Genomic DNA, 25368 nt, shown 5'->3' with positions numbered 1-25368 from the left:
TACACAAATTAACGCTACTGCAACTATAGAATATTTTTCAGATGCAGCTTTGACAAATTCTATTACAAATAGTTCAAATTATAGCGTTTCTGGAAATCAAATTGTATATGTAAAAGGTTCGGATGTGAATGGTTGTGAAAACACGATGCAGATTGATTTTTCTCTAAACTCTCAATTAAACTTTAATTCTGTTGGACCATTTGAACTTTGTGATAATGATGGAAACAATCAAGAATCTTTTGATCTTTCTACTTTAAACACACAAATAAACGCTGCTGCAACTATAGAATATTTTTCAGATGCAGCTTTGACAAATCCAATTACAAACAGTTCAAATTATAGCATTTCTGGAAATCAAATTGTATATGTAAAAGGTTCCGATGCGAATGGGTGTGAAAATACGATGCAAATTGATTTTTCTTTAAATTCTCAATTAAACTTAAATCCTGTTGGGCCGTTTGAGCTTTGTGATGATGATGGAAACAATCAAGAATCTTTTGATCTTTCTTCATTAAATACACAAATAAACGCTGCTGCAACTATAGAATATTATTCAGATGCAGCTTTGACAAATCTAATTACAAACAGTTCTAATTATATAGTTTCTGGAAATCAAATTGTGTACGTAAAAGGTTCCGATGCGAATGGTTGTGAAAACACCATGCAGATAGATTTTTCTCTAAACTCTCAATTAAACTTTAATTCTGTTGGACCGTTTGAACTTTGTGATAATGATGGAAATGGACAAGAATCTTTTGATCTTTCAACTTTAAATACACAAATTAACGCTACTGCAACTATAGAATATTTTTCAGATGCAGCTTTGACAAATTCTATTACAAATAGTTCAAATTATAGCGTTTCTGGAAATCAAATTGTATATGTAAAAGGTTCGGATGTGAATGGTTGTGAAAACACGATGCAGATTGATTTTTCTCTAAACTCTCAATTAAACTTTAATTCTGTTGGACCATTTGAACTTTGTGATAATGATGGAAACAATCAAGAATCTTTTGATCTTTCGACTTTAAATACGCAAATAAACGCTTCTGCAACTATTGAATATTTTTCAGATGCTGCACATACAAATACTATTACCAATATTTCTAATTATATAGTTTCTGGAAATCAAATTGTATATGTCAAAGGTTCGGATGCGAATAGTTGTGAAAACACCATGCAGATAGATTTTTCTCTAAACTCTCAATTAAATCTAAATCCTGTTGGACCGTTTGAACTTTGTGATAATGATGGAAATAATCAAGAATCTTTTGATCTTTCTTCGTTAAATACACAAATAAACGCTGCTGCAACTATTGAATATTATTCAGATGTAGCGTTGTCAAATCCTATTACCAATATTTCAAATTATACGGTTTCTGGAGATCAAACAGTTTATGTAAAAGGTTCCGATGCAAATGGGTGTGAAAACACGATGCAGATTGATTTTTCTCTAAATTCTCAATTAAATCTTAATCCTGTAGGACCTTTTGAGCTTTGTGATAATGATGGAAATAATCAAGAATCTTTTGATCTTTCGAGTTTAAATGCACAAATAAATCTTGCTGCAACTATTGCATATTATTCTGATGCTGCATATACGAATCCAATTACTAATATTTCAAATTATATAGTTTCTGGAAATCAAATTGTATATGTAAAAGGTTCGGATGCGAATGGTTGTGAAAACACGATGCAAATTGATTTTAGTTTAAACTCTCAATTAAATCTAAATCCTGTTGGACCGTTTGAACTTTGTGATAATGATGGAAATAATCAAGAATCTTTTGATCTTTCTACTTTAAACACACAAATAAATGCTACTGCAACTATTGAATATTTTTCAGATGTAGCTTTGACAAATCCTATTACCAATATTTCTAATTATACGGTTTCTGGAAATCAAATTGTGTATGTAAAAAGTTCGGATGCGAATGGTTGTGAAAATACTACACAGATTGATTTTAGCTTAAACTCTCAATTAAATCTAAATCCTGTTGGACCGTTTGAACTTTGTGATAATGATGGAAATAATCAAGAATCTTTTGATCTTTCGACATTAAATACGCAAATTAACACTGCTGCAACTATTGCATATTTCTCAGATGCTGCATATACAAATCCAATTACTAATATTTCTAATTATATCGTTTCTGGAAATCAAATTGTATATGTAAAAGGTTCGGATGCGAATGGTTGTGAAAACACGATGCAAATTGATTTTAGTTTAAACTCTCAATTAAATCTAAATCCTGTTGGACCGTTTGAACTTTGTGATAATGATGGAAATAATCAAGAATCTTTTGATCTTTCTACTTTAAACACACAAATAAATGCTACTGCAACTATTGAATATTTTTCAGATGTAGCTTTGACAAATCCTATTACCAATATTTCTAATTATACGGTTTCTGGAAATCAAATTGTGTATGTAAAAAGTTCGGATGCGAATGGTTGTGAAAACACGATGCAAATTGATTTTAGTTTAAACTCTCAATTAAATCTAAATCCTGTTGGACCGTTTGAACTTTGTGATAATGATGGAAATAATCAAGAATCTTTTGATCTTTCGACTTTAAATACACAAATAAATCCTGCTGCAACTATTGAATATTATTTAGATGCGGCACTTACGAATCCAATTACCAATATTTCAAATTATACGGTTTCTGGAAATCAAATTGTATATGTCAAAGGTTCGGATGCGAATGGTTGTGAAAATACCATGCAAATTGATTTTAGTTTAAATTCTCAGTTAAATTTAAATCCTGTCGGACCATTTGAGCTTTGTGATAATGATGGAAACAATCAAGAATCTTTTGATCTTTCTTCTTTAAATACACAAATAAACGCTGCTGCAACTATTGCATATTTCTCAGATGCAGCACTTACAAATCCTATTACTAATATTTCAAATTATATAGTTTCTGGAAATCAAATTGTGTATGTAAAAGCTTCGGATGCGAATGGTTGTGAAAACTCCATGCAGATTGATTTCAGCTTAAATTCTCAATTAAATTTAAATCCTGTTGGGCCGTTTGAACTTTGTGATAATGATGGGAATGGACAAGAATCTTTTGATCTTTCGACTTTAAATACACAAATTAACACTGCTGCAACTATAGAATATTATTCGGATGTGGCGTTGTCAAATCCAATTACAAACATTTCTAATTATACGGTTTCTGGAGATCAAATTGTGTACGTAAAAGGTTCCGATGCGAATGGTTGTGAAAATTCGATGCAAATTGATTTTTCTTTAAATTCTCAATTAAATCTAAATCCTGTTGGACCGTTTGAGCTTTGTGATAATGATGGAAATAATCAAGAATCTTTTGATCTTTCCACTTTAAATACACAAATAAATCCTGCTGCAACTATTGAATATTATTCAGATGCTGCACTTACAAATCCAATTACCAATATTTCTAATTATACGGTTTCTGGAGATCAAATTGTGTACATAAAAGGTTCCGATGCGAATGGTTGTGAAAATACCATGCAGATTGATTTTAGCTTAAATTCTCAATTAAATCTAAATCCTGTTGGACCGTTTGAGCTTTGTGATAATGATGGAAATAATCAAGAATCTTTTGATCTTTCGACTTTAAATACACAAATAAATCCTGCTGCAACTATTGAATATTATTCAGATGCTGCACTTACAAATCCAATTACCAATATTTCTAATTATACGGTTTCTGGAGATCAAATTGTGTACGTAAAAGGTTCCGATGCGAATGGTTGTGAAAATACCATGCAGATTGATTTTAGCTTAAATTCTCAATTAAATCTAAATCCTGTTGGACCGTTTGAGCTTTGCGATAACGATGGAAACAATCAAGAATCTTTTGATCTTTCTACTTTAAACGCACAAATAAATCCTGTTGCTACTATTGCATATTATTCGGATGCGGCACTTGCAAATCCAATTACAAACAGTTCTAATTATATAGTTTCTGGAAATCAAATTGTGTATGTAAAAGGTTCCGATGCGAATGGTTGTGAAAGTTCTATGCAAATTCAGTTTGATTTAAAAAATGGTGTTGTCTTCAATCCTGTTTCAGAATTGACAACTTGCAACACTTTTAATACTACAGGATATTTTAATCTTACAGATTTAAATAATAATTTCACAACAAATCCAGATATCACAATTTCATATTACGAGGATATTAACTTGACAAATGTTATTAGTAATTTGACTAATTATGAAGGTAATCATCAAGAGGAGATTTATGTAAAATTAGAAAACTCTGAAGGTTGTTTTTCTACAACTTCGGTGCAATTACTTATTGAATCAGGTTCTACTGAAACTTTAAATAATATTACAATTTGTGATAATGAAACTTTTGATTTAACCATACAAAATGAATTCGTTTCCGAAACAAACCAATCTGTAATTTCTTATTATTCTGATGATTTATTTTCTCAAATAATTGACACTCCTAATGACTTTACAGGAATAAATAATCAAGAAATTTTTGCCGAAGCCATTTTTACAAATGGATGTGTAAAAAGATATAGTTTCCAACTTTTCATCGAAACTATTTCTGCCAATACTCCTACTCCACTAAATTCTTGTGATGTTAATAATGATGGTTTTACAACTTTCAATTTAACTTTAAAAGACACAGAAATTTATACAGCTCTTGGAGATATTGAAATTACCTATTTTGAAGAATTTACAGATGCAAATGAAGCAAATCCAAATCCTTTAAATGTGATTCAAACTCCAGAAAATTATTCTAATATTGACTTAAACAATCAAATTATTTATGCTAGAGTTGAAAATTTAATTACAGGATGTTTTACAGTTGAAGCTTTAGAATTAGTAGTAGAAACTTCTCCAGAAATCGCTATTTCTGATGAGATTTACCTTTGTGATGATGAAAATGCGGATGGACATACAAGTTTTGACTTAACAGTTTTAGAAGAAAATAACACCGATAATTTTACTTATTATTTTAATGAAGAAGCTGCTATCAATGGAAATACGCAAGCAAGTGGATGGATTTCAAACTTTGAAAATTTTGTAAATGATACAAATCCACAAACTATTTGGGTTCGTGTAGAAAATCCAAACCAATGTCCATTTGTAAAACCAGTTTCTTTGATTGTAGAAGAAAATCCTGTATTGCAACAACCTACTGCTTACGAAATCTGTGATAATGCAGATGATGGTGATGATTCTAACGGATTTGTAAGTGAATTTTTACTATATCAAAAAGATGCGGAAATTCTGAATGGATACACTGGGACTGTTACCTATCATGAGAATTCTTTGGATGGACAAATCATCGATAAACTTTCGCCATATACAAATCTTACACAAGGAACTCAGGCTGTTTATGCTGTAGTTACAAATGAAAATGGTTGTTATTCTTATGTGATTTTGGATTTAGTTGTAAATCCTTTGCCAGAAGTTGAAAACATTGAAGAATTTGAAGCTTGTGATGATGATTATGACGGAAATGCTCATTTTGATTTAAACCAAGTTACAGAGCTTTATAGTCCGGTTGAAAACTATGTTATTTCTTATCATATTACCTATCAAAATGCAGAAAACAATGAAATTCCTATTTCGTTAACGGAGGACTATTTTTCTGTTTCACAAACAATTTTTACAAGAATTGAAAACGAAATCACGGGTTGTTTTATCATCAAACCTTTAGCTTTAGTTATTTCGGAAATTCCTGAAATTGTAGAAATCGAAGATGTGATAATTTGCGAAGAAGATCAAGATGGATATGCATATTTAGATTTAAACCAACAAAAAGAAATAATTCTAGAAACCTATCCAGATTTAGATATTACGATGTATTTATCTGAAGAAAATGCTGAAGAGAAAATCTGGAGTATTGATTTAGATACGCCATTTTTAAACACTATTGCTAACACACAAACTATTTGGGTTCGTTTAGAAAACTCTGTTGGATGTTTTATCATTTCAAGTTTTGAAATTTTGATTGAACAAAAACCTTCAGCTGCAATTCTTCCTCCATATATTATTTGTGATGATGATTATGACGGACATGGAATCTTCTCTTTAGAAACTTTGGACGAAGGAATTTTGGATGGACAATTAGGAACTATAGTTTCGTATCATTTGACTTTAGAAAGTGCGGAAAACCCAACTGATTTTCCAGATGCAATTGTTGAAAATGAATTTTTAAATACAACGCAAGATGTGCAAAACATTTATGTTCGTGTAGAAAATGTAAGCACAGGATGTTATGATATTACAACACTTGCTCTGATTGTAGAACCTTTACCTCAGCCGAATTATGATTTCACTTCTATCGCAGTTTGTGATGATGATTTTGATGGTTTTGCTTTGTTTAATATTGAGAATTATATTTCAGAAATTACGAATGAACAAAACGGAGTAACTATCAGTTTTCATGAGAATTTAGAAGATGCTGAAGCCTTGAATAATCCTATTACGGATACAGAAAATTACGTTTCAAATTCAAAAACAATTTATGCTTCTATAGTAAATACCTATGCGGAATTAGATTGTTCTGTTCAGCTTCCTATTGAGTTAATTGTAAATCCTCTTCCAATTTTCAATGATTTTGATACTTATACTTTTTGTGAAGATAATACAGATGGAATCTATGAAAATGTAAACCTACAAGATTTGACTTTTGAATTTATTTCGGAAGAAAACCCAAATCCTTTGGAGGTAAAATATTTTATTTCGGAAACAGATGCTGAAAATGGTTTTCCTAACATTGTAAATCCAATAGATGTAACAAATACTCCAGAAACTAAGATTTTTGTAAAAGCAGAAGATCTTGTAACGGGTTGTATTTTCACGAAAGAATTTACGCTACAAATTGCTTCAAATCCGGAAATCTCATTGGATATTTTACCATTATTCACTTGTGGTTTTGATGGACTTGGTATTTTTAATTTAGAAGAAAAAAATACGGAAATCACTTCTGAAACAACAAATACTATTTCTTATTATTTGACTGAATCAGATGCTTTAAACCAAGAAAATTCTATTCCTAATTTTAATTCTTTTGAAAGTACAAATTCTACAATTTGGGTTTCTGTTATGAATGAATTTAGTTGTGCAAAAACTACTTCTTTTGAAATTATCGTGGAAGAAACTCCTTATTTTGAAATAGTAGAAAACTTCGTGTATTGTAAAAATGGGGAAGAAAATACTTTAAATATTGAAAATTCAACTGGAGATTATAGCTACAAATGGACTTTACCTGATGGAACTGTTATTGAAACTGAAGATGAATATTTAGACATCAATCTAGAAGGTACTTACATTGTAGAAGCTTTTGATTACACTACAAGCTTAGAATGTTCTGCTACAAAAACTGTAGAAGTTTCTATTTCAGAACTAGCAACAATTTCTGAGGATGCAATTCAGCAAATTGGGTATCTGCAAGATCAAAGTGAGAATACTTTAATTGTAGATATTTCAAATCTTGGAATCGGAGAATATCAGTTTTCTATTGATGAAGGAATGACTTGGAATACTACAGGAATTTTTGAGAATTGTCCTGATGGAACTTTTGATTTAATCATTGAAGATGTAAACGGTTGTGGAGAAATTCGAAAAGAAATTACTTTTATCGATTTTCCTAATTATTTTACACCAAACGAAGATGGAATTCATGATGCCTGGCATTTACATGGAGCTAAAAACATGAAAAACATTACAATTTCGATTATGGATCGTTATGGAAAATTGATTACTGTTTTAACTGAAAATTCGGAAGGATGGGACGGAACTAAAGATGGAATTCAATTCCCTTCTACAGATTATTGGTTTGTTTTAGAATTTAAAGATGAAACAGGAAAAACTATAAGTAAAAAAGGACACTTTAGCTTAATTCGTAGATAATTTAAGTGACTATTGTAATCGTTTAATCCTCTCCTTTTTGGAGGGGATTTTTTTATTTCATATATATAATTTTCTATATTAGCACACTAAAAAAAATTAATATGAAAAAATATTTACTTTTTATTCCCTCAATTTTTATAATTGCTTGTAGCTCTAATTCAGCTGAAAAAAAAGAAAATACTATTCCGAAAACTTGTACTGTTTTTGGTAATATTCCTATTTATAAAAATGACACTTTACTTTTACAAAAATCTAATAAAGATCTTCGCTATGATTTAATTGCAAAAATCCCTGTCGATTCTCTCGGAAATTTTTCTTACAAAATGGATTCTATTAAACATATTGAAAAATATGAATTAGTTTCTTCTAAAGCGCATCAAAAGGGCTATTGGGTTCCCTTAAAGTTTTACACAGAACAAGATAGTATTGAATTTAATTACAATGGGTTAAATTTCGTAACGAAAGAAAAAAACATTCATGTAATTTCAGGAAAAATTAGCCCAAAAGAATATTCCAAAAATGCTTTTTTCGAGCCTTTATTTGAGCCATTTGATAAAATTGATAACGAAATTGATTCTTTATATATAGAATTAACAGAAACAAAAGATATTGTTCAAAAAAATAAGATTCAACCTAAAATTGATTCTCTTAAAAAACACTACAAAAAGTTAAGCAAAGAAGCTGATTTAAAAATTGGAAAATATTATACATCACATGTTGATTTATATGGTTATTCTAATTTGATTGACATATTGCGATTTCCAAATAAATATTTTGAATCTAATATTCAAATCATGGAATCTGTTTCCTTTTACCAAAAGAAATTTCCTGATCATCCTTATACAGAAGTTTCTTCTAATATGTTGAATGGAATTTTAAAAGCGATAAAAGGAGGGAGTTTTATTGATCTCACAGTTGAAAATGCAGAAGGAAAACATATAAATTTAAAGGAAATTGTAAAGAACAATCAATATACACTTATTGATTTATGGGCTCCTTGGTGCGGCCCTTGTATTGAAAAAAGTAATAATATGAAACCTGTCTATGAAAAACATAAAAATAATGGATTTGCAGTGTTTTCTGTTATGGGAGGAATTTCAAACAGAGATAAATATGATACAATTGTCAAAAAACATAATTACCCATGGGCAGTTATTCCTGAAATAAAAGATCAATACAAAATTTGGGAAAAATATAATATCACAGGTTCTGGTGGTTCGCAATTTTTAGTTGATGATACAGGAAAAATTATCGAAATTAATCCAAGTCCTGAACTTATAGATAAACTAATTCAAAAAAATAAAATTAAGCTTTAATTAGATTTTATTTTTTCACTAGATTTTATCAATTTAAAAGCAGATAAAATCTAGTTTTTCTTTCATCTTTCTCAAGAAACCCTTTTCTTAAACAAAACTTGCATTTCTTCAAAATTATTTTTTATAATTATCTCAAAATGAAAAAGAAAATCCCCCTTCTTTAAAATTTGCATGAAAATTAAATAACTCTAAATAATTACATCTATGAAAAAAACTTTGCTAATTACAATGTTTCTAATTTCTAACATGATTTTTGCACAACAAGGTCTGTACAATGATTTATCTAAAAATATTCCTAGAAATGAAGAAGAAATTGAATTCATCAAATCTCTTGAGAAAAAAACAAAAAAAGATGCTTACTTAAAAAAATTAGTGGATGAATACAAGAAGCTAAAAGAGAAACAAAAAAACTATCATTAAAACTAATTTCATTAAATGAGAAAAGAAAGGCACATGAAATTTCTCATTATGAAAACACTTATTGTTTAGACGAAAAGCATTATGATGCTATTTTGAATCAAAAAACAGAAAAAGTTGAAGAAGTTGAAGAAATTATTGAAAGATTAAATGTTGAAAAGAGGTTTTCTGAACATTGCTTACAATTTTCAGAGAAAGAACAAATTGATATAGAAATCGGTGGTTTAGCTAAAATAAAAAAAGCTTTAGTTCAAGAACAAAATGACACTAAATACGTATTAGAAAAACATTTTGTGAAATGTGAGAATTGTGTCTTCGAAATGAATGAAACCTTAAAAAAAATTGATTCTCATTTAGAAAAACTTCGGTTTATAAATCATAAAGTCAAAGAAATTGTCCAGAAAATAGATGTTTTGATTTAATCTCTTATAAATTTTATTTCGAGAAATTTTTGTTCAAAATAAAATCACTATTTTTCGAGAAATTTGAATAAGATGAAACTTAAAAATATAGCAATTATAGCTGTTTTTGCAGCAATAACATTGAGTTGTGATCAAACTCCACCAAAAGAAGTGAAAAATAATACGGAAGAAATTGTAGAAAAAAAAACTCCAAAAGATGTAAAAGTTCCAAAACTAACTTTAGAAGAAGCAATTCGTTTATCGGAACTTCCTTTGCATTGTATTGAAACGGAATATCCGAACAAACCAAGTCAGGTTGTAAATAGTGCAGCAGACATTCAAAGTCCGAAAGAATTACACCCAGCTTTTTATGGTTGTTTTGATTGGCATTCGGCTGTTCATGGGCATTGGTCTTTGGTTTCTCTTTTAAAAACTTTTCCAGACATCGAAAATCAGGAAGAAATTAGAGAAAAATTGAAACAAAGAATTAGCCCTGAAAATATTGCAGCAGAAATAGCTTATTTCAACAAACCTTATAACAAATCTTATGAAAGAACTTATGGTTGGGCTTGGCTTCTAAAGTTAGCGGAAGAATTACAAACTTGGAATGATCCTCTAGGAAAAGAGCTTTCGGAGAATTTGAAACCTCTAGAAGAAATCATTGCAACAAGGTATGAGGAATTTTTACCAAAATTGAATTATCCTGTTCGTGTTGGTACGCATTCTAATACAGCTTTTGGTTTAAGTTTGGCTTATGATTATGCAAAAACTACCAAAAATGAAAGCTTGAAAAATGTGATTGAAAAAAGAGCTAGGGATTTTTATATGAATGATCAGGATTGTCCGATTGGTTGGGAACCTAGTGGAACGGATTTTCTTTCTCCTTGTTTGGAAGAAGCAGATTTGATGGCGAAAATTTTACCTAAAGAAGAATTTCTTACTTGGGTGAATGCCTTTTTACCAGAATTAAGCAATCCAAATTTTGATTTAAAACCAGGAATTGTAACGGATAGAACGGATGGACACTTGGTTCATTTAGATGGTTTGAATTTTAGTCGTGCGTGGTGTTTTTATCAAATTGCGAAAACTTCACCAAAATTTGCACATCTAAATACTTTGGCAAACGAGCATATAAATTATTCGCTTCCAAACTTGACTGGAGATTCTTATGAAGGTTCTCACTGGCTTGGAACTTTTGCTATTTATGCTTTACAACAACAAAATTAAAATACACTTATCCCCTTTTTTATTCAAAAGGGGATTTTTTTAAAATCAATTTCTTGCTATGAAAATCAATTTAAAAAAAAGAATCTTCTATTTCTTTTTAGCAATTCTAACTATTTTTCTAGGACTTTCTTCTCGAATGTCTTTTATGCCTTCTTTTGTGATTTCTTATTTTGGTGATGCGCTTTATGCTGTATTAATTTATTTAGGATTACGATTTTTATTAGTAGAAAAACCTTTAAAAATAGCTTTTATAGGAAGTTTGGCTTTTTGTTTTTTCGTAGAATTTTTCCAACTGTACAAAGCAACATGGATTGTAGAAATTCGTCAAACAAGAATTGGCAGTTTAGTTCTTGGTCAAGGTTTTCTTTGGTCAGATTTGTTACTTTATACAATTGGTATTTGTTTTATTTTCTTTTTGGATAAAAGTTATTTATCTCTAAAAATTAAATCTTCTAGATAGAAAGAACCATGTTTTTTAATTCCATCTTCTAAAATATATCCAGATCTTCGATAACCTCCAAGTTTTGTAATTTCATGATGATTTTCGTGATTTACAATCGTAGAATCTTTAAAAACACTTTTATGATTATTTTTCATCATTTCTAAAAAATCTTCAGAATAATTTCCAAAAATAGAACAATTTAAACCATAATTTGATTCAAAAATTAGCGTTTCTACATGTTTTTCATCTTTAAATTTCACAACAGGAATTACTGGATAAAAATTTTCTTCTAAAACCAATGTTGTATGATTTGGACTTAACAAAATCGTAGGATTAAATTTTGAATCTTTAATTGCAGCATCTCCATAAACAACCTTCGCTCCTTTTCCTTTTGCTTCTGTTATCTGGTAATTTATTTTATCAAACACAATGGACGAAAAAATCGAATTATTCGCATCTGGATTTTCTTTTATGTGTTGATCAATTTGATCAATTAACTCATAAACAAATTCGTCATGAATAGCTTCTTTTACATAAACTCGTTTTAAACTAGAACACGATTGCCCATAATTATTCAAACAAGCTTGTACGATATCTTTCACACTTTTTTTGTCATAATCTTCAAAAACCACACAAGGATCATTTCCTGGTCCTTCGAAAATTAAACGTTTGTTAGTATCAATAAATTCACCAATATACTCACTAATCCAAACATCAGAAGCAAAAACTACAACAGTATCAATATCTGTTTCATTAATCACATGATGGAATAATTCCGATTTACTTTTGGTTTCTAAAATTTTGATATTTGGTAAATATTTTTCAAAAAGCGGCACTAAAAACTCCTTGGATTTACGAAGTCTTGATGGAAAAGAAATACTCAAAGAAACATCACAAATCACTGCAGGAACTAACACTTTTGCACAAAAGGCATACAAAGCAGCATTTCCTGGAAGTAAACAAAAAACTTTGTGAATGTGTTTATTTTTATGGAAGTAAAACTTCTTATCTGAAGCTACTTTTTTCTGAATTTCTTCCAATTTATAATCCATAAATGCTTTGGAAGAATGAATTTCTCTTTTTTTAATATTTGGTATTGAATATCCTGTATCTTCTGAAAAAGCTTTTAAAAATTCTTGGTTGTGCTCTAACTTTCCTAAATTATCAGAAAAAGCTACTAAATTCTCTAATGATTTCTTCATATTCAAACATTCTCTATTTAGCAACTTAAAGCTAGAAAAAAAGAATATTTTTTTGCGCTAATAAAATCGTAAACAAGTCTTAATCAAAATCTAAAAATATCTTTAAAACAAATGAAACGTATTGGAGATTCAGAAAATACTTCTGTTTTTTTAAAAATAAAAGGAGACATTTCAAAAAGTTTTAATATGAACTTTGAAACAAAAAAATTGACTCGTAAAAAACTTAGTTTTATTTATGCTAAAGACGTTTCCTTTTTTGATGCTCCTGTATTCACTATTGATTGTCCAAGTAATGGAAAATACTCGGCTGTTTATAAAGATTTAGATACCGCTTTAGAAAAAGCTGTTACATGTAATAAAGATAAAAATTGTAAGGAGAATTGTTATACTACGATTTCTTATCACCCACTTATGTCGGAATAAAATTAAAAACTAGTTCTAAACAGAACTAGTTTTTTCTTCTAATATCTCTACAATATTTTCTTTTTGAACAATATACAAACCAAGTCTTTCATGTGAAATCCCTTCTTTAACTTTATAATCATAAAAAGGCTCCTCTTCTTTCCACTCCGAATTCATATATAAAAATAGAATATTTGGATTGTCTTTTATTTCTTCTGAAATCTCTGTAATATGTGTTGAAATATAAAAAGTGCTCGATTTAATTTTTGAAAAAGCATTCAAAATCATCAATGAAGCATCGTAAGCATCTTTTACGTTTGTACCACGAAAAAGCTCGTCAAAAATCACAAACATTTTGTCTTTTTCTTTAATCTGCAAAGCAACTTCTTTCAAACGCTTTACCTCAGCATAAAAATGACTATAACCTTGTTGCAAATTATCCGAAAGATTTATGGTAGTCATCATTCCATTATAAACACTTGTTTTCATCTGTTTTGCGGCCACAGGAAAACCAATGTGCGCGAGATACATTGCAATTCCAATAGATTTTAAATACGTTGATTTTCCAGCCATATTTGGTCCTGTGAGAAAACACATATTTTCAAGATTTTTCATATCAGCATCGTTTGGAACAGCTTCTGGAATCAATGGATGTTTTAAGTCTGAAATTTCAAAAACTTGTGATTCCGCCTCGATAAATTCTGGAAGTACAAACTTTTTTTCATTTGCTACTTTGGCTATAGAAATATAAGCATCCAACAAATAAATCTTTTGTAAAAATCTGGTGAATTCAGCCTTATAATTTTCTCTAATTTGAAAATCCAAAGAGCTTAATATTTGAACACTCCATTTTCTATTTTTAAAAAGATATTTTTGAAACTTTTCCTTTTGAGCAAAAAAATCTAATTCTTCAAATAATTCCTTTAGAAAATCTGGTAAATTTTCTTCTAAAAAATACTGTTTTAATTCACTAAGTTCCTGAAAAATACTTTTAATCGCTTCCAATCCCATCGTCAGCAAATAAATATGACTTTCTCCCTGTTTATTGAAAAATTTGTGATACAAATAATAGTTAACTGCATTAATTTTTCCTGGTTCTGCATCATATTTTAGATAATGTTCAATGTATTCGAAATTATGAAAATTCAAAGAGATTTCTTTTTGCATAAAAAAACGAATGGTCTCAGTTCTTTTCTTCAAGAAAGAAATATCTGTTGATGGCTGATGCATCATACTATACAAAGTTAATTCTCCTTTTTCGGTTTTCGTTTGTTTAAATAATTTATAAATAGAATTGGAACCTTGTGAAAATAATTCTAATTCAGAAAGTGTCTGTTTGTCAATTTCAAATTTCATAGCTAAAAATATCAGATTTATATCTTTTCAAATAAAATATAATTCTGATAAAGTCGATTTGTTTAAAAAGTTAAATTTTTCTTATAAGTTAAAAGTTCTAATGTTAACAAATTCATTTTTCACTAAAAAAGAAAAGAAAGAAAATTGAAAAAGACAGAATAAATACTATTTTAGCATAAAAAATATATTATGTTTAAAAAAATACTTTTATCGCTATTTTTTATTTTTTTATATACAAAATTATTTGCTCAAATTAAGGAATTCGAATCTAAAGAAAAATCCGCTTGTAATTATTCACAAACAACTTTTTCTGTTACGGCAGAAAATAAGTTTAGTATTATTACACTTCAAGAAAGAAAAGTTCATGTTCAAAATTTTAAAAATGAGCTAGAATTTTCTAACCAACAAACTCATATTCTATCTTATTCAAAATGTAAATATTTCCTGAAAGCTAATTTTGACAGCGACGGGTTAAATTTGTTTTACACAGACAAAAAATTAAATAAAATAAGAGGAATCCATATTTCGAATCATTCTCCAGAAAAACACGAAGAAATAAATGCTCCAATAGATTTTAATAACAAAGAATATTTTGTCGAAATTGTCAATTATAACGATAAAAATTTTCTTATTTCTGTAAACAAAAACTCTTCTATTTTAAATTTTTATGAGTTTAAAAAGGCTCGATTTTCAAAAAAACATCAGATAGATGCTTCGAATATATTTATTGAAAGTGAAGAAAATGGAACTTTTTCTAGTGCGATCAGAACAGCTGGAGTTTTTGATGAAATCAATCCAGACAAAGAAAATTCAGTAAAAAGTCTTTTCAGCAATTTTAAATATTATGTGATCGATTCCAATTTATACATGACCATTGATCAGAATGATTATCGAACTTATGTTTTAAATGTAGATTTAGAATCTTTCGAAAATAGTTTTAAGGAGTATAAAAAACCAAGAGTAAATAATGATTTTTCAGAGAAAATAAACTCCAATTCTTTTATTCAAAATCATGTTATTTTTCAAGCAGTAGTGGATAAAGATAATCTTACTGTTGTAGCCTATGATTTGAAAACGGATAAAAAAATAAGTGAATATCAAATTGATAAAAATTTCTCAAAGACTAGTTTAGCTCCAAATTCAAATGGAACTAAAAAAAGAGTAGATCCTACAAGAATTTTCAAAAAATATGCTAAAGGTCCTTTGGCTCTTCAAGTTATTCCATTTCAAAATAAGTACTTTTTAGAATTTAGTGTTTTTAATATTCATAAAACTGCATATGAAAACCCAAATGATATGGATACTAATTTCAATTTATTAGATTGTAATATCGCTCCTATTGTTAGTGATAATTTAGAATCAAATCAATTGAAAAGTTATAGAAGATTGAATTCTTACAGTAATTTCTTTATTTATGAAGAAGGAAAATCTCAAAAGATATTTTCAATGCTTGACTCCAATTCTTTAGAAAGATTAGATGTTAAAAAGCCTAATTTAGCACTTGAAAAAATGGGGAATTATTTCAAAAATCATAAATTGAAAAAAGAAAATGTAATTGTTTTTGAATATCAGAATAAATATGTTTTGGGTTATGTTCATGATGAAAATCAACATATTATTTTAAAAGAATTTCAATGATAATTATATTATGTTTGAAAGCTTTTATTAATTTAGAACACACCCCTAGCCCCTCTCAAGAGGAGAATTAAATAATTTTCAATAAAAAATATGAGGTTTATGTTTAATAAATGCCTTGTGTTATTAAGTTTAGGTTTACTCTTTCTTAATAGCTCATTTAGTCCAAAATCAGATAAGAAAATTTTAAGCAAAAAGGAAAAATTAATTCTTGCTCTAAAAAAAGGAGATTGCACATTTGAAGACATTAAACTTTATGGAAAAGTAAAATTTGTAGATGCTTTCGAAGATATCAAAATTCGATACGTAGATGCTTTTCCTGATATAAAAGTTGAGTTTGTAGAAGCTTTTCCTGATAAATGCGGAAAGTGGCAAGAAGTCGAGGCTTTTGAGGATTTTAAAATAAGAGTTGTAGATGCTTTTGAAGATTTAAAGGTTGAAAAAGTGACAGCTTTTCCAGGTATGCAATAGAAAAGTTTAAAAATTTATCGTTATTTGTAATATAATGATAAAAATATTTTAAACTTTTTTTAATATATGGTAGATTTTAAGTTCCCAAAATCTGTAACATTTTATTTAAAAAACTTTAGCGATGATTGGTTAAAGAAACATCCTATTATTTTAAAACTAAAAACTTTTGCCAAAAACGAAATAGAAGAAGGAAGATGGGGAGGAGAGGATCATTTTTTTGATCTGATAATTATCGATAAAAAAACTACAACTTTAGACAACGAATATTTTAAAACTTACAATGAAATCTATCGTCGTTTGAGTGCAATGGAACGAAGACCTATTGAATTACATTATAGTTTGGTAGAAATTGAACTTACTTCAGAAATTGAACTTGAAAACTGGATTACTTATTTAGAAAAAAGGAAAACCTTTCCTTATGAAAATCTTTTAGGAAAAAAAGAGGAATTAATCCAGAAAATTCAAAACTCCGGAAATAGTCAAATTCACTATTTTCCATATTTACAAAGAAAGCGTGATTTATGGAATGATGAGAATGCTGAAAAAAAATACGAACTTAATTATTCTTTGAAATAAGAATCGAAATGTTAAAAAGATGTTAGAATCCTGAAAAGATTCCGTCAAAAGTAGTAATTTGAGCCATTCAATTTTTATAGAAAACGATACAAGACAATACATGAATAAAAAAGATACTCCAGGTGAATGTTGTACAAAAGACAACCACTTATCAACGCATTGGGACAAAGCTTATACGGATAAAGAAACGGAAAAACTTGGTTGGTATGAAAAAGAAGCTACACCAACTATTGAACTAATAGAAGAAACAGGTTTAGCAAAAGACGCAAGAATTCTGAACGTAGGAGTTGGAACTACTACTTTGATTGACGATTTGATTTCGAAAGGATATTCTAACCTGATTGCTACAGACCTTTCTGCAAAAGCTTTAGACATTTTGAAAGAAAGATGTGGTAAAGAGTCGGTTTCTTATCTACAAGATGATTTGACAAATTCTACTGTTTTAAATACTATTCCTCAAGTTGATTTATGGAATGATCGTGCTGTTTTACACTTCTTTTTGGAAGAAAAAGACAAACAATCTTATTTTGATTTGTTGAAAAAAGTAGTGAAAGTAAACGGATATGTGATTATCGCAACTTTTAACCTGGAAGGAGCTTTGAAATGTTGTGGATTAGATTTATGTAGATATGATAAAGATATGATTTCAGAGCGATTGGGAGATGATTTTGAATTGATTAAAAATTTCGATCATACATTTATTAATCCTGGAGGAGCTTCTAGAGCTTATGTTTATACATTATTTAAAAGAATCAAATAAATTTCTGTGAAGATGAGAAAACATGAGTTGAAATACCAAAAAACAGGATATTTTTCGAAGTTGATGTGTGATTATTTGGAGCAAAAAGAATCTTTAAAATCTTTTTATGGGAATTTTCCTGATTTGAATGGTTTTAAATCTCAGATTGCTCTAAAAAAAGAGAACTTCCCTGTTGAAAATAGAACTGTTTTAGTTCAAGATTTAACACAACAATACCAAGGTTTTGAAGTATCAGAAACTACAAAATCTAATATTTCTTCTTTATTAAATGAAAACGCTTTTACGATTGTAACTGGGCATCAATTGAATCTTTTTACTGGTCCTCTTTATTTTTTGTATAAAATTGTTTCGACAATTAATTTAACCAAAGAATTAAAAGAAAAATATCCAGAAAATGATTTTGTTCCTGTGTATTGGATGGCAACAGAAGATCATGATTTTGATGAAATAAATCATTTTTTCTATAAGGGAAATAAAGTTTCTTGGAATAGAAAAGATGGTGGAGCTGTTGGAAGATTTGATACAAAAGGATTAGAAGAAGTTTTTTCTTTATTGAAAACAGAAATGACTTCAAACCGGAATGCAAAATATCTACAAGATTTATTTGAAAAAGCTTATTTAAACCATAAAACACTTGCGGATGCGACTCGTTATATGGTAAATGAACTTTTTGGAGAATACGGTTTAGTGATTGTAGATGGAGATCGTAAAAATCTGAAAAGTCTTTTTGTAAAAACAATGCAAGAAGATTTGATAAATCACACAGCTTTTGATAAAGTTTCTGAAACCAACGCTGAGCTTGGGAAAAATTATAAAATTCAGGTAAATCCTAGAGAAATTAATCTTTTTTATTTAGAAGAAAATTTAAGAGAAAGAATTATAGAAGAAAACGGATTTTACAAAATAAATAATTCTAATTTGGTTTTTACTAAAGAAGCAATTTTAGAAGAATTAAATACAAATCCTGAAAAGTTTAGTCCAAATGTGATTTTACGTCCAGTTTTCCAAGAAACAATTCTTCCGAATCTTTGCTACATTGGTGGTGGTGGTGAATTGGCTTATTGGTTAGAATTAAAATCATTTTTCGAATCTCAGAAATTGACTTTCCCGATTTTACTTCTTAGAAATTCAGGAATGATTATGACCAAAAAACAATATAAAAAACTTGAAAACTTAAATATTTCGATAGAAGAAGTGTTTATGAAACAAGATGATTTGGTCAATAAAAAAGTAAAAGAACTTTCGCATCCAGATTTAGATTTTTCAGATCAAATTGAAACTTTAGAAAAAATGTTCTCCGAATTTGAAGTTTTAGCAGAAAAAACAGATTCTTCTTTTACTGGAGCTGTAAAAGCACAAAAAGTTAAACAATTGAAAGGTTTAAAAAATCTTGAGAAAAGACTTTTAAAAGCACAAAAGAAAAAACTTTATGATGTGGTTACAAGAATTCAGGTTCTTCGTGGAGAAATGTTCCCAAATCAGAGTCTTGAAGAAAGAAAACGAAATATGTCTGAAGTAATTGAGAATTTCGGACCAGAATTGATTCCGATTCTTTTTGAAAACATGAAACCTCTTGAGCAAAATTTTACAATTTTGGAGTTAGAATAGTTAGAAATAAAAACTATAAAAAAATGAGTTTGAAGTATTAAATTTCAAACTCATTTTTTATTAAATTATCTTTGATAAGGTTCTAGGTAAACAAAAATTAAATAATCATATCTTTTTAATAATTTTTCTTTCTCTATACCTGAAGAACATAGTAAAATATTACTTTTTCTATCTTGAATACCATAATAAAATAATAGAAGTGTTTTTTCTTTAACTTCTAAAAATCCTTTTTCATCAATTATATCGACAGTCGAATATTCACAATTCAAACTACCGTTTACAATCTTTGATAAATCAAAATTAAAAATCTCCTCACTACCAGGAATACTTGGGATAATTCTTAGGTTCTCATTACCTTTTTCAAAGGTTCTGAACTTATAAGTAAATGTTTTTTCAGTTTCTGATTTATTAAATTTTGGAGTAACATAACTTAAATAATCTATTCCATCATTATTAAATTGATTTATAGTTTCTTTATTTATCATCGTTTTCGAAGACTTCAATTTACCCTTTTCATACTCTTCGATAACAACATTTAGAATTTCTCCTTTTTTCAATTTAATAGGATATTTATAATTGACATATCCCATATCTTCAAAAATCTCTTGAACATCTTCTAAATCTATTTTAGTAGGATCAAAATATTCTTTGATATTATCACTTTTTTCTTGAGCGCTCATAGCAATGGAACAGCAAAGTAATGCTGTCATTAATACTCTTTTCATATTATAATTATTTAATTTTCTCTAAAATCTACAATCCAAGGGTTTTCTATATGTTTCTCAATAATATATCCATTTAGATTAAACCATTTTTCTGCTCTTTCTAAAACCCAACTATCTGTGGAAACAGCTACCCAATCTTCTTTTTCAGCTACATATTTATCAGGATTATATTCTAAAATAACTTCCCAATTCCAACCGTTTTTTTCAGATATTTCTTCAATAAATTGTTTTAAATTTCCACTATTAGAAACTGGTTTATCAAAAACCCAAAGAATCTTTTTTAAACCCAAATCTTTTAATTCTTGACCAAAAAGTTCCAAGGCAGTGATGGTTTCTTCCACTTTTCTATACGTACTATGTACACTTGCAATATCTCTACAACAACCATCAATTCCAATAAAAATAGGTGCTTTGGAAAGCGCTGCTTCCAAAGTGATTAATTGATTATAACCATCAATTACGATATTTTGACCTTTTAAATTTTCTTTTGAGATGTGTTTTTTAATACGATTTTTCAACTGATTTTCACCACAAGCAGAATGTGAAAGTGCTTGTCTTTGTCTGTCCGAAAAACGATATCGATCTCCAATTAATTTCAGTGAAGCTTTTGGACTATAATCTCTTCCAACTAAATAACTCAAATCGATTAATGCTTTTTTTAATTTCGGTAAGTTGTTTTCAGCAAAAAGTTTAGCATCTTTTGGATTTGCTCCTCGGTGTTTTTGTGTATTTGGCATTTTTTTTAATTTTCACAATTTTACATGAAATTTGATAGAAATCAAATTAAAAATTATATTTGAAGTAAAATAAATTGTAAAAATATGGGATTTGGATTTGGACCTGCATCAGAAATGCAAAAGTCTGTAAAGGCAAATAAAGCACAACTTCGAAAAAGAAATTCTTTAAAAGAAAACATAGAAATTTATGGAACTTCTTCTGATGAGAAATATGAATATAATGAGTTTTCGGAAGAAGAAATGGAAGCTTTTAAACTAAAAGTAAAACAAGAAAAAGCAATAGAGGATAGAAATCGAATTATTATAATTTGCTCTGCTGTAGTTGGTCTTGTAATTTTAGGATTTCTTTTTAATAGCGTTTTATAAAAACATAAACCTTAGTTTAATAAGGTTTATGTTTCATTTTATTTTTTCAATTTTATAATTTTATAGAAAATCAATTTCTCCTTTTCCTTCACGAATCACTTCTGGTTCTCCTTCTGAAAGATCAATAACTGTAGAAGCAACATTATCTCCATAACCTCCATCAATCACAATATCTACAAGATTTTGCCATTTTTCGAAAATTAATTCTGGATCTGTCGTATATTCCAATAATTCATCTTCATCATAAATGGAAGTTGAAATAATAGGATTTCCTAATTGACTTACAATTTCTCTTGCAATATTATTATCTGGAATACGAATACCAACTGTTTTTTTCTTTTTAAATACTTTTGGCAAACTGTTATTCCCTGGAAGAATAAAAGTGTAAGGACCAGGTAAAGCTCGTTTTAATACCTTATAAGTTGCCGTGTCGATTTGCCTTACATAATCAGAAAGATTGCTCAAATCACTACAAATGAAAGAGAAATTAGCTTTTTCAAGCTTCACTCCTTTGATTTTTGCAATTTTCTCCAAAGCTTTGGTTTTAGTAATATCACAACCTAAACCGTAAACTGTATCAGTTGGATAAATAACTAATCCTCCTTGTTTTAACACTTCTACAACTTTATTTATCTCCTTTGGATTGGGATTATCTTCGTAAATTTTAATAATTTTAGACATGAATACAACTTATTAATTCAAAAAACAAATTTACATGAAAGTTCTATCTAAAAAAATTAAACATTTCACAATTTTAATATTATTAATATTTACGTTCGCCTGTTCTTCTGATGACGATTCTACAGTAAATAATGATATTGAGGTTATAGATACAAATGAGAAATATGAAAAGAAAAACATTGCATACGGAGAACATTCACGACAAAAATTTGATTTATACTTACCAACAAATAGAACGATTGAGACTACAAAAACATTGATTCTTGTTCATGGAGGAACTTGGTTAGGTGGAGACAAAGCAGATATGAATCCTTTTATTGAAGAAATTCAACAAACGCTTCCAAATTATGCTTTAGCCTCTATAAATTATAGATATTTATCACAAGCTGAATTCTCTTTTGATAATATGACAGCAGATATTGATAGTGTGATTCAGTATTTAATCGAAAACAATGAAAAGTACCAAATTACTTCTAATTTTGGTTTACTAGGAGTTAGTGCTGGTGGACATTTATCAATGCTATATGGTTTTAACTCTACATATAATGATAAAATTCACGTAATTGCAAGTGTTGTTGGTCCAACGAATTTTATGGATCCAAATTATTTAGATAATGAAGGTTCTGTTATTCAAAATTTATATTCTCTAATTGAACTTGCTACAGGAAATACACCTGAAAATAATCCTGATTATTTTAAAAATTCTAGTCCAATTCATGTTGTAGATAATACTGCTCCACCTACAATTTTATTTTATGGAGACAATGATGAATTAGTACCAACTTCTCAAAGTATAGACCTAAAAGTGAAGTTAGAAGAACTAAATATTTTACATGAACATTATATTTATGAAGGACAAGATCATTCAAATTGGAATGATGAAAATTTAATGGATGTTTATGGAAAACTGACTACTTTCATTCAAGCGAATTTATAAAGAAATACATTAAAAAAAGACTGATTTCTTTCTTGAAATCAGTCTTTTTTTATTTTATAAAATCATTCAGTTCTCCATCAGCTACATGGCAAAATCCTGAGATTTTCAACATACTTTTTTTAAAAGAATTCTGATATAAATTTCTACCTAAATATTCTTTTGGGTAAATAATGATATTTTTTGATTGTTCTATTAAATCGTAATCCTCAAGTTTTATATTAAAATTCTTTTCTAATAAAAGTTTAAAACTCTCTTTACCATTTAAATTTCTTGAGATATTTAAAAAATATTTATCTAATTCTTTATCAATAAAAACAAGAAAATCTGAATCATCATCTCCATCCATACAGTTTACAAAACCAATAAATGAAATTGATTTCACATCTAAATTCCAACTAATATCTTTATCATAAGAATGAAAGTTAGAAGTATAAATTACTTTATCTCCTTGAATTTCTATTTGATTCATTTTTAAGTCTAAGCTTGATTATTGGTTTTAAAATTATCAAACTAGCTTGAAAAAAACTAATCTTTTTTCTTCTCAGGCATTGGTCCTCTCAGATGAATCACCAAACCATTTAGGAAATTTCTTAAAATCTGATCACCACATTCCATATACTTTGGATGTCCTTCTTTACGGAATAAAGCTCCTAATTCACTCTTTGAAACTTTAAAATCAACCAAAGCACAAATAGCCATAATATCCTCATTTGTCAATTTATGAGCTACTCGCATTTTTTTCATTATATCGTTATTCGTTAAAGGCATAATTTTATTTTTTATATGTTAAACAATATCACTTTTGATTTTTTCAGGAAATTTAAATGTAAGATTTACAAACCCCTAGCCTCTCTCAAGAGGGGAATTTAAAATCTGAAATTCGTGATAATGTTAGTTTAAATTATTTTGCATATTGAATCTTCACAGATTTCGATTTTATCTTTTTCTTCTGAACAGCTTTAAAAACTTGCGCACTTCTAGATCTACGAATAGCAACATGTGCAGAAAAATCTTTTACTTCAATCAGACCTAAATCATTTTTATGCATAAAATCAAACTGTAAAAAGAAACCTACCAAATCAAACTTACTGATTTTGTCTTTTTTTCCTTTTCCAATATAAAAAGTAACCCATTCTGGCTTTTCAATTTGCTTTGTCGGATCAATTTCAAAAGTCTCTGGCTCTTCATCTAAATATGGTGGAAGATAATCTCCAAACGTACGAATCAGAATACTCGTTCCTGAAGCTTTCATCCTTGCTGTTCTTCCATTTCTGTGTGTAAAAGTACTTTCTTGTAAAGCCAATTGATAATGAATCACATAATCCAATTCTGGAATATCAATTCCACGAGCAGCAATATCTGTAGCAATTAAAACTTGTGCACTTCCATTTCTAAATTTCGTCAAAGAAGCTTCTCGTTTTTCTTGTTCTAAACCTCCATGAAAAGTAGCATAAACCACTCGATGTTCATCTAAATGTTCACTGATTCGATCACAAGCTTCACGGTGGTTTGCAAAAACAATCGCATTTTGCCCTCTTTCCAATTGATTTAAAACATCTAACAAACCTTCTAGTTTCTCTTCTTTTTCTACAGTTATTTGTTTTATTTCTAAAGTTCCTTCTGTTTTAAACTCTGACTCTACAGTAAAATAATTGTCAAAATGAATATAACTTGGAATTTCAATAGACTGTGTAGCAGAAGCAAGAATTTTCGAGTTAGCATTTGGCAAATATTTCATGATTGATTCCATCTGATTTGAAAAACCAAACTCTAAAGATTTATCAAATTCATCAAAAACCAAATGATCTACCGTTATCGAATCAAACGTTTTTCTTTCAATATGATCTAAAATTCTTCCAGGTGTTCCTACCAAAATTGTTGGAGGAGTTGAGAAATTCTTTTTCTCTTGCTGAAAAGAATGACCTCCATAACATGCATTGACTTTTACAGGAAGTTTCATTTTTTTCAAAACACTTTCAATCTGTAAAACTAACTCTCTTGTTGGAGCAATAATCAGTACTTGAACTCCTTTCTTTCTTGTGATTCTTGATAAAACACTCATAATGAATGCAACCGTTTTTCCACTTCCAGTTGGAGCTAATAATAAAATATTAGAATGTTTTTTAGAAGCATCAAAAGTAGATTTCTGCATTACATTCAAATCTTGGAATCCTAAGTTCTCTAAGATTTTTTCCTTTGTTGTATTTAATATTTTCATTTTTTGCAAGGGAAATCA

22 protein-coding genes are annotated in these 25368 nt (G+C 28.6%); 14 read left to right on the top strand and 8 right to left on the bottom strand.

Annotation, left to right across the window (positions count from 1 at the left end; genetic code table 11):
* The first annotated feature begins 49 nt into the window (after positions 1-49).
* The 6 genes from I0K12_RS10535 (at position 50) to I0K12_RS10510 (ending at position 11694) form a co-directional block, all read left to right on the top strand.
* On the top strand, positions 50-7873 hold the full coding sequence (locus tag I0K12_RS10535) for a T9SS type B sorting domain-containing protein (RefSeq protein WP_231372740.1): 7824 nt from the start codon (positions 50-52) through the stop codon (positions 7871-7873).
* 101 nt (positions 7874-7974) lie between these two features.
* Complete coding sequence (locus I0K12_RS10530) at positions 7975-9189, top strand: TlpA family protein disulfide reductase (protein ID WP_196887818.1); 1215 nt, start codon at positions 7975-7977, stop codon at positions 9187-9189.
* Positions 9190-9393: 204 nt separating this feature from the next.
* Positions 9394-9609, top strand: a complete 216-nt coding sequence (locus tag I0K12_RS10525) for a hypothetical protein (protein WP_196887816.1) — start codon at positions 9394-9396, stop codon at positions 9607-9609.
* A 92-nt stretch (positions 9610-9701) separates the two neighbouring features.
* Positions 9702-10028 (top strand): hypothetical protein, encoded by a 327-nt coding sequence (locus I0K12_RS10520; RefSeq protein ID WP_196887815.1) that lies wholly within the window; start codon positions 9702-9704, stop codon positions 10026-10028.
* Between the two features lie 72 nt (positions 10029-10100).
* Complete coding sequence (locus I0K12_RS10515) at positions 10101-11234, top strand: DUF2891 domain-containing protein (protein WP_196887813.1); 1134 nt, start codon at positions 10101-10103, stop codon at positions 11232-11234.
* A 58-nt stretch (positions 11235-11292) separates the two neighbouring features.
* Positions 11293-11694 (top strand): DUF2809 domain-containing protein, encoded by a 402-nt coding sequence (locus tag I0K12_RS10510; RefSeq protein ID WP_196887810.1) that lies wholly within the window; start codon positions 11293-11295, stop codon positions 11692-11694.
* Here I0K12_RS10510 and I0K12_RS10505 read toward each other — a convergent pair.
* A complete protein-coding gene (locus I0K12_RS10505) occupies positions 11661-12878 on the bottom strand; it encodes an aldehyde dehydrogenase family protein (RefSeq protein ID WP_196887808.1) in 1218 nt (405 codons plus the stop codon). The two genes, I0K12_RS10510 and I0K12_RS10505, sit on opposite strands and share 34 nt — an antisense overlap.
* A 111-nt stretch (positions 12879-12989) precedes the next feature.
* Between I0K12_RS10505 and I0K12_RS10500 the strand changes: the two genes are divergently transcribed.
* The gene (locus tag I0K12_RS10500) at positions 12990-13301 is read left to right on the top strand and encodes a hypothetical protein (RefSeq protein ID WP_196887806.1); all 312 of its coding nucleotides are present in this window, start codon (positions 12990-12992) and stop codon (positions 13299-13301) included.
* 15 nt (positions 13302-13316) lie between these two features.
* On the opposite strand, the gene I0K12_RS10495 is transcribed toward I0K12_RS10500, so the two are convergent.
* Positions 13317-14636 (bottom strand): MutS-related protein, encoded by a 1320-nt coding sequence (locus I0K12_RS10495; RefSeq protein WP_196887805.1) that lies wholly within the window; start codon positions 14634-14636, stop codon positions 13317-13319.
* Between the two features lie 189 nt (positions 14637-14825).
* Here I0K12_RS10495 and I0K12_RS10490 point away from each other — a divergent pair, with 189 nt between their 5' ends.
* From I0K12_RS10490 to bshC, 5 genes are all read left to right on the top strand, one after another.
* Positions 14826-16274, top strand: coding sequence for a hypothetical protein (locus I0K12_RS10490; protein WP_196887803.1), 1449 nt, complete (start codon positions 14826-14828; stop codon positions 16272-16274).
* A 99-nt stretch (positions 16275-16373) separates the two neighbouring features.
* Entirely contained in the window at positions 16374-16742 is a 369-nt protein-coding gene (locus I0K12_RS10485; RefSeq protein WP_196887801.1) for a hypothetical protein, read from the top strand.
* A gap of 66 nt (positions 16743-16808) precedes the next feature.
* Positions 16809-17318: a hypothetical protein gene (locus I0K12_RS10480; protein WP_196887799.1), complete on the top strand. Its 510-nt coding sequence runs from the start codon at positions 16809-16811 to the stop codon at positions 17316-17318.
* Between the two features lie 58 nt (positions 17319-17376).
* Positions 17377-18078 carry a methyltransferase domain-containing protein gene (locus I0K12_RS10475; RefSeq protein ID WP_231372739.1) on the top strand — a complete coding sequence of 234 codons (702 nt, stop codon included), beginning with the start codon at positions 17377-17379 and terminating at the stop codon, positions 18076-18078.
* A 12-nt stretch (positions 18079-18090) separates the two neighbouring features.
* Positions 18091-19686 (top strand): bacillithiol biosynthesis cysteine-adding enzyme BshC, encoded by a 1596-nt coding sequence (gene bshC / locus I0K12_RS10470; RefSeq protein ID WP_196887798.1) that lies wholly within the window; start codon positions 18091-18093, stop codon positions 19684-19686.
* Positions 19687-19751: 65 nt separating this feature from the next.
* Here the strand turns inward: bshC and I0K12_RS10465 are convergent, their stop codons facing one another.
* Positions 19752-20411 carry a hypothetical protein gene (locus I0K12_RS10465; RefSeq protein ID WP_196887790.1) on the bottom strand — a complete coding sequence of 220 codons (660 nt, stop codon included), beginning with the start codon at positions 20409-20411 and terminating at the stop codon, positions 19752-19754.
* A gap of 11 nt (positions 20412-20422) precedes the next feature.
* Positions 20423-21148 (bottom strand): DUF434 domain-containing protein, encoded by a 726-nt coding sequence (locus I0K12_RS10460; RefSeq protein WP_196887788.1) that lies wholly within the window; start codon positions 21146-21148, stop codon positions 20423-20425.
* Between the two features lie 84 nt (positions 21149-21232).
* Here I0K12_RS10460 and I0K12_RS10455 point away from each other — a divergent pair, with 84 nt between their 5' ends.
* Positions 21233-21514, top strand: a complete 282-nt coding sequence (locus tag I0K12_RS10455; protein ID WP_196887786.1) for a hypothetical protein — start codon at positions 21233-21235, stop codon at positions 21512-21514.
* A gap of 60 nt (positions 21515-21574) precedes the next feature.
* On the opposite strand, the gene I0K12_RS10450 is transcribed toward I0K12_RS10455, so the two are convergent.
* The gene (locus tag I0K12_RS10450; protein WP_196887784.1) at positions 21575-22195 is read right to left on the bottom strand and encodes an L-threonylcarbamoyladenylate synthase; all 621 of its coding nucleotides are present in this window, start codon (positions 22193-22195) and stop codon (positions 21575-21577) included.
* 34 nt (positions 22196-22229) lie between these two features.
* Here I0K12_RS10450 and I0K12_RS10445 point away from each other — a divergent pair, with 34 nt between their 5' ends.
* On the top strand, positions 22230-23132 hold the full coding sequence (locus I0K12_RS10445) for an alpha/beta hydrolase (RefSeq protein ID WP_196887780.1): 903 nt from the start codon (positions 22230-22232) through the stop codon (positions 23130-23132).
* 49 nt (positions 23133-23181) lie between these two features.
* On the opposite strand, the gene I0K12_RS10440 is transcribed toward I0K12_RS10445, so the two are convergent.
* From I0K12_RS10440 to I0K12_RS10430, 3 genes are all read right to left on the bottom strand, one after another.
* Positions 23182-23601: a hypothetical protein gene (locus I0K12_RS10440; RefSeq protein ID WP_196887778.1), complete on the bottom strand. Its 420-nt coding sequence runs from the start codon at positions 23599-23601 to the stop codon at positions 23182-23184.
* Positions 23602-23657: 56 nt separating this feature from the next.
* Positions 23658-23900, bottom strand: a complete 243-nt coding sequence (locus I0K12_RS10435) for a DUF1456 family protein (RefSeq protein WP_196887776.1) — start codon at positions 23898-23900, stop codon at positions 23658-23660.
* Positions 23901-24033: 133 nt separating this feature from the next.
* Positions 24034-25350: a DEAD/DEAH box helicase gene (locus I0K12_RS10430; protein ID WP_196887775.1), complete on the bottom strand. Its 1317-nt coding sequence runs from the start codon at positions 25348-25350 to the stop codon at positions 24034-24036.
* Positions 25351-25368 lie beyond the last annotated feature (18 nt).

The organism is Aureivirga sp. CE67, assembly GCF_015767245.1.
Classification (GTDB): domain Bacteria; phylum Bacteroidota; class Bacteroidia; order Flavobacteriales; family Flavobacteriaceae; genus Aureivirga.
This window is presented reverse-complemented; position numbering and strand designations above follow the sequence as displayed.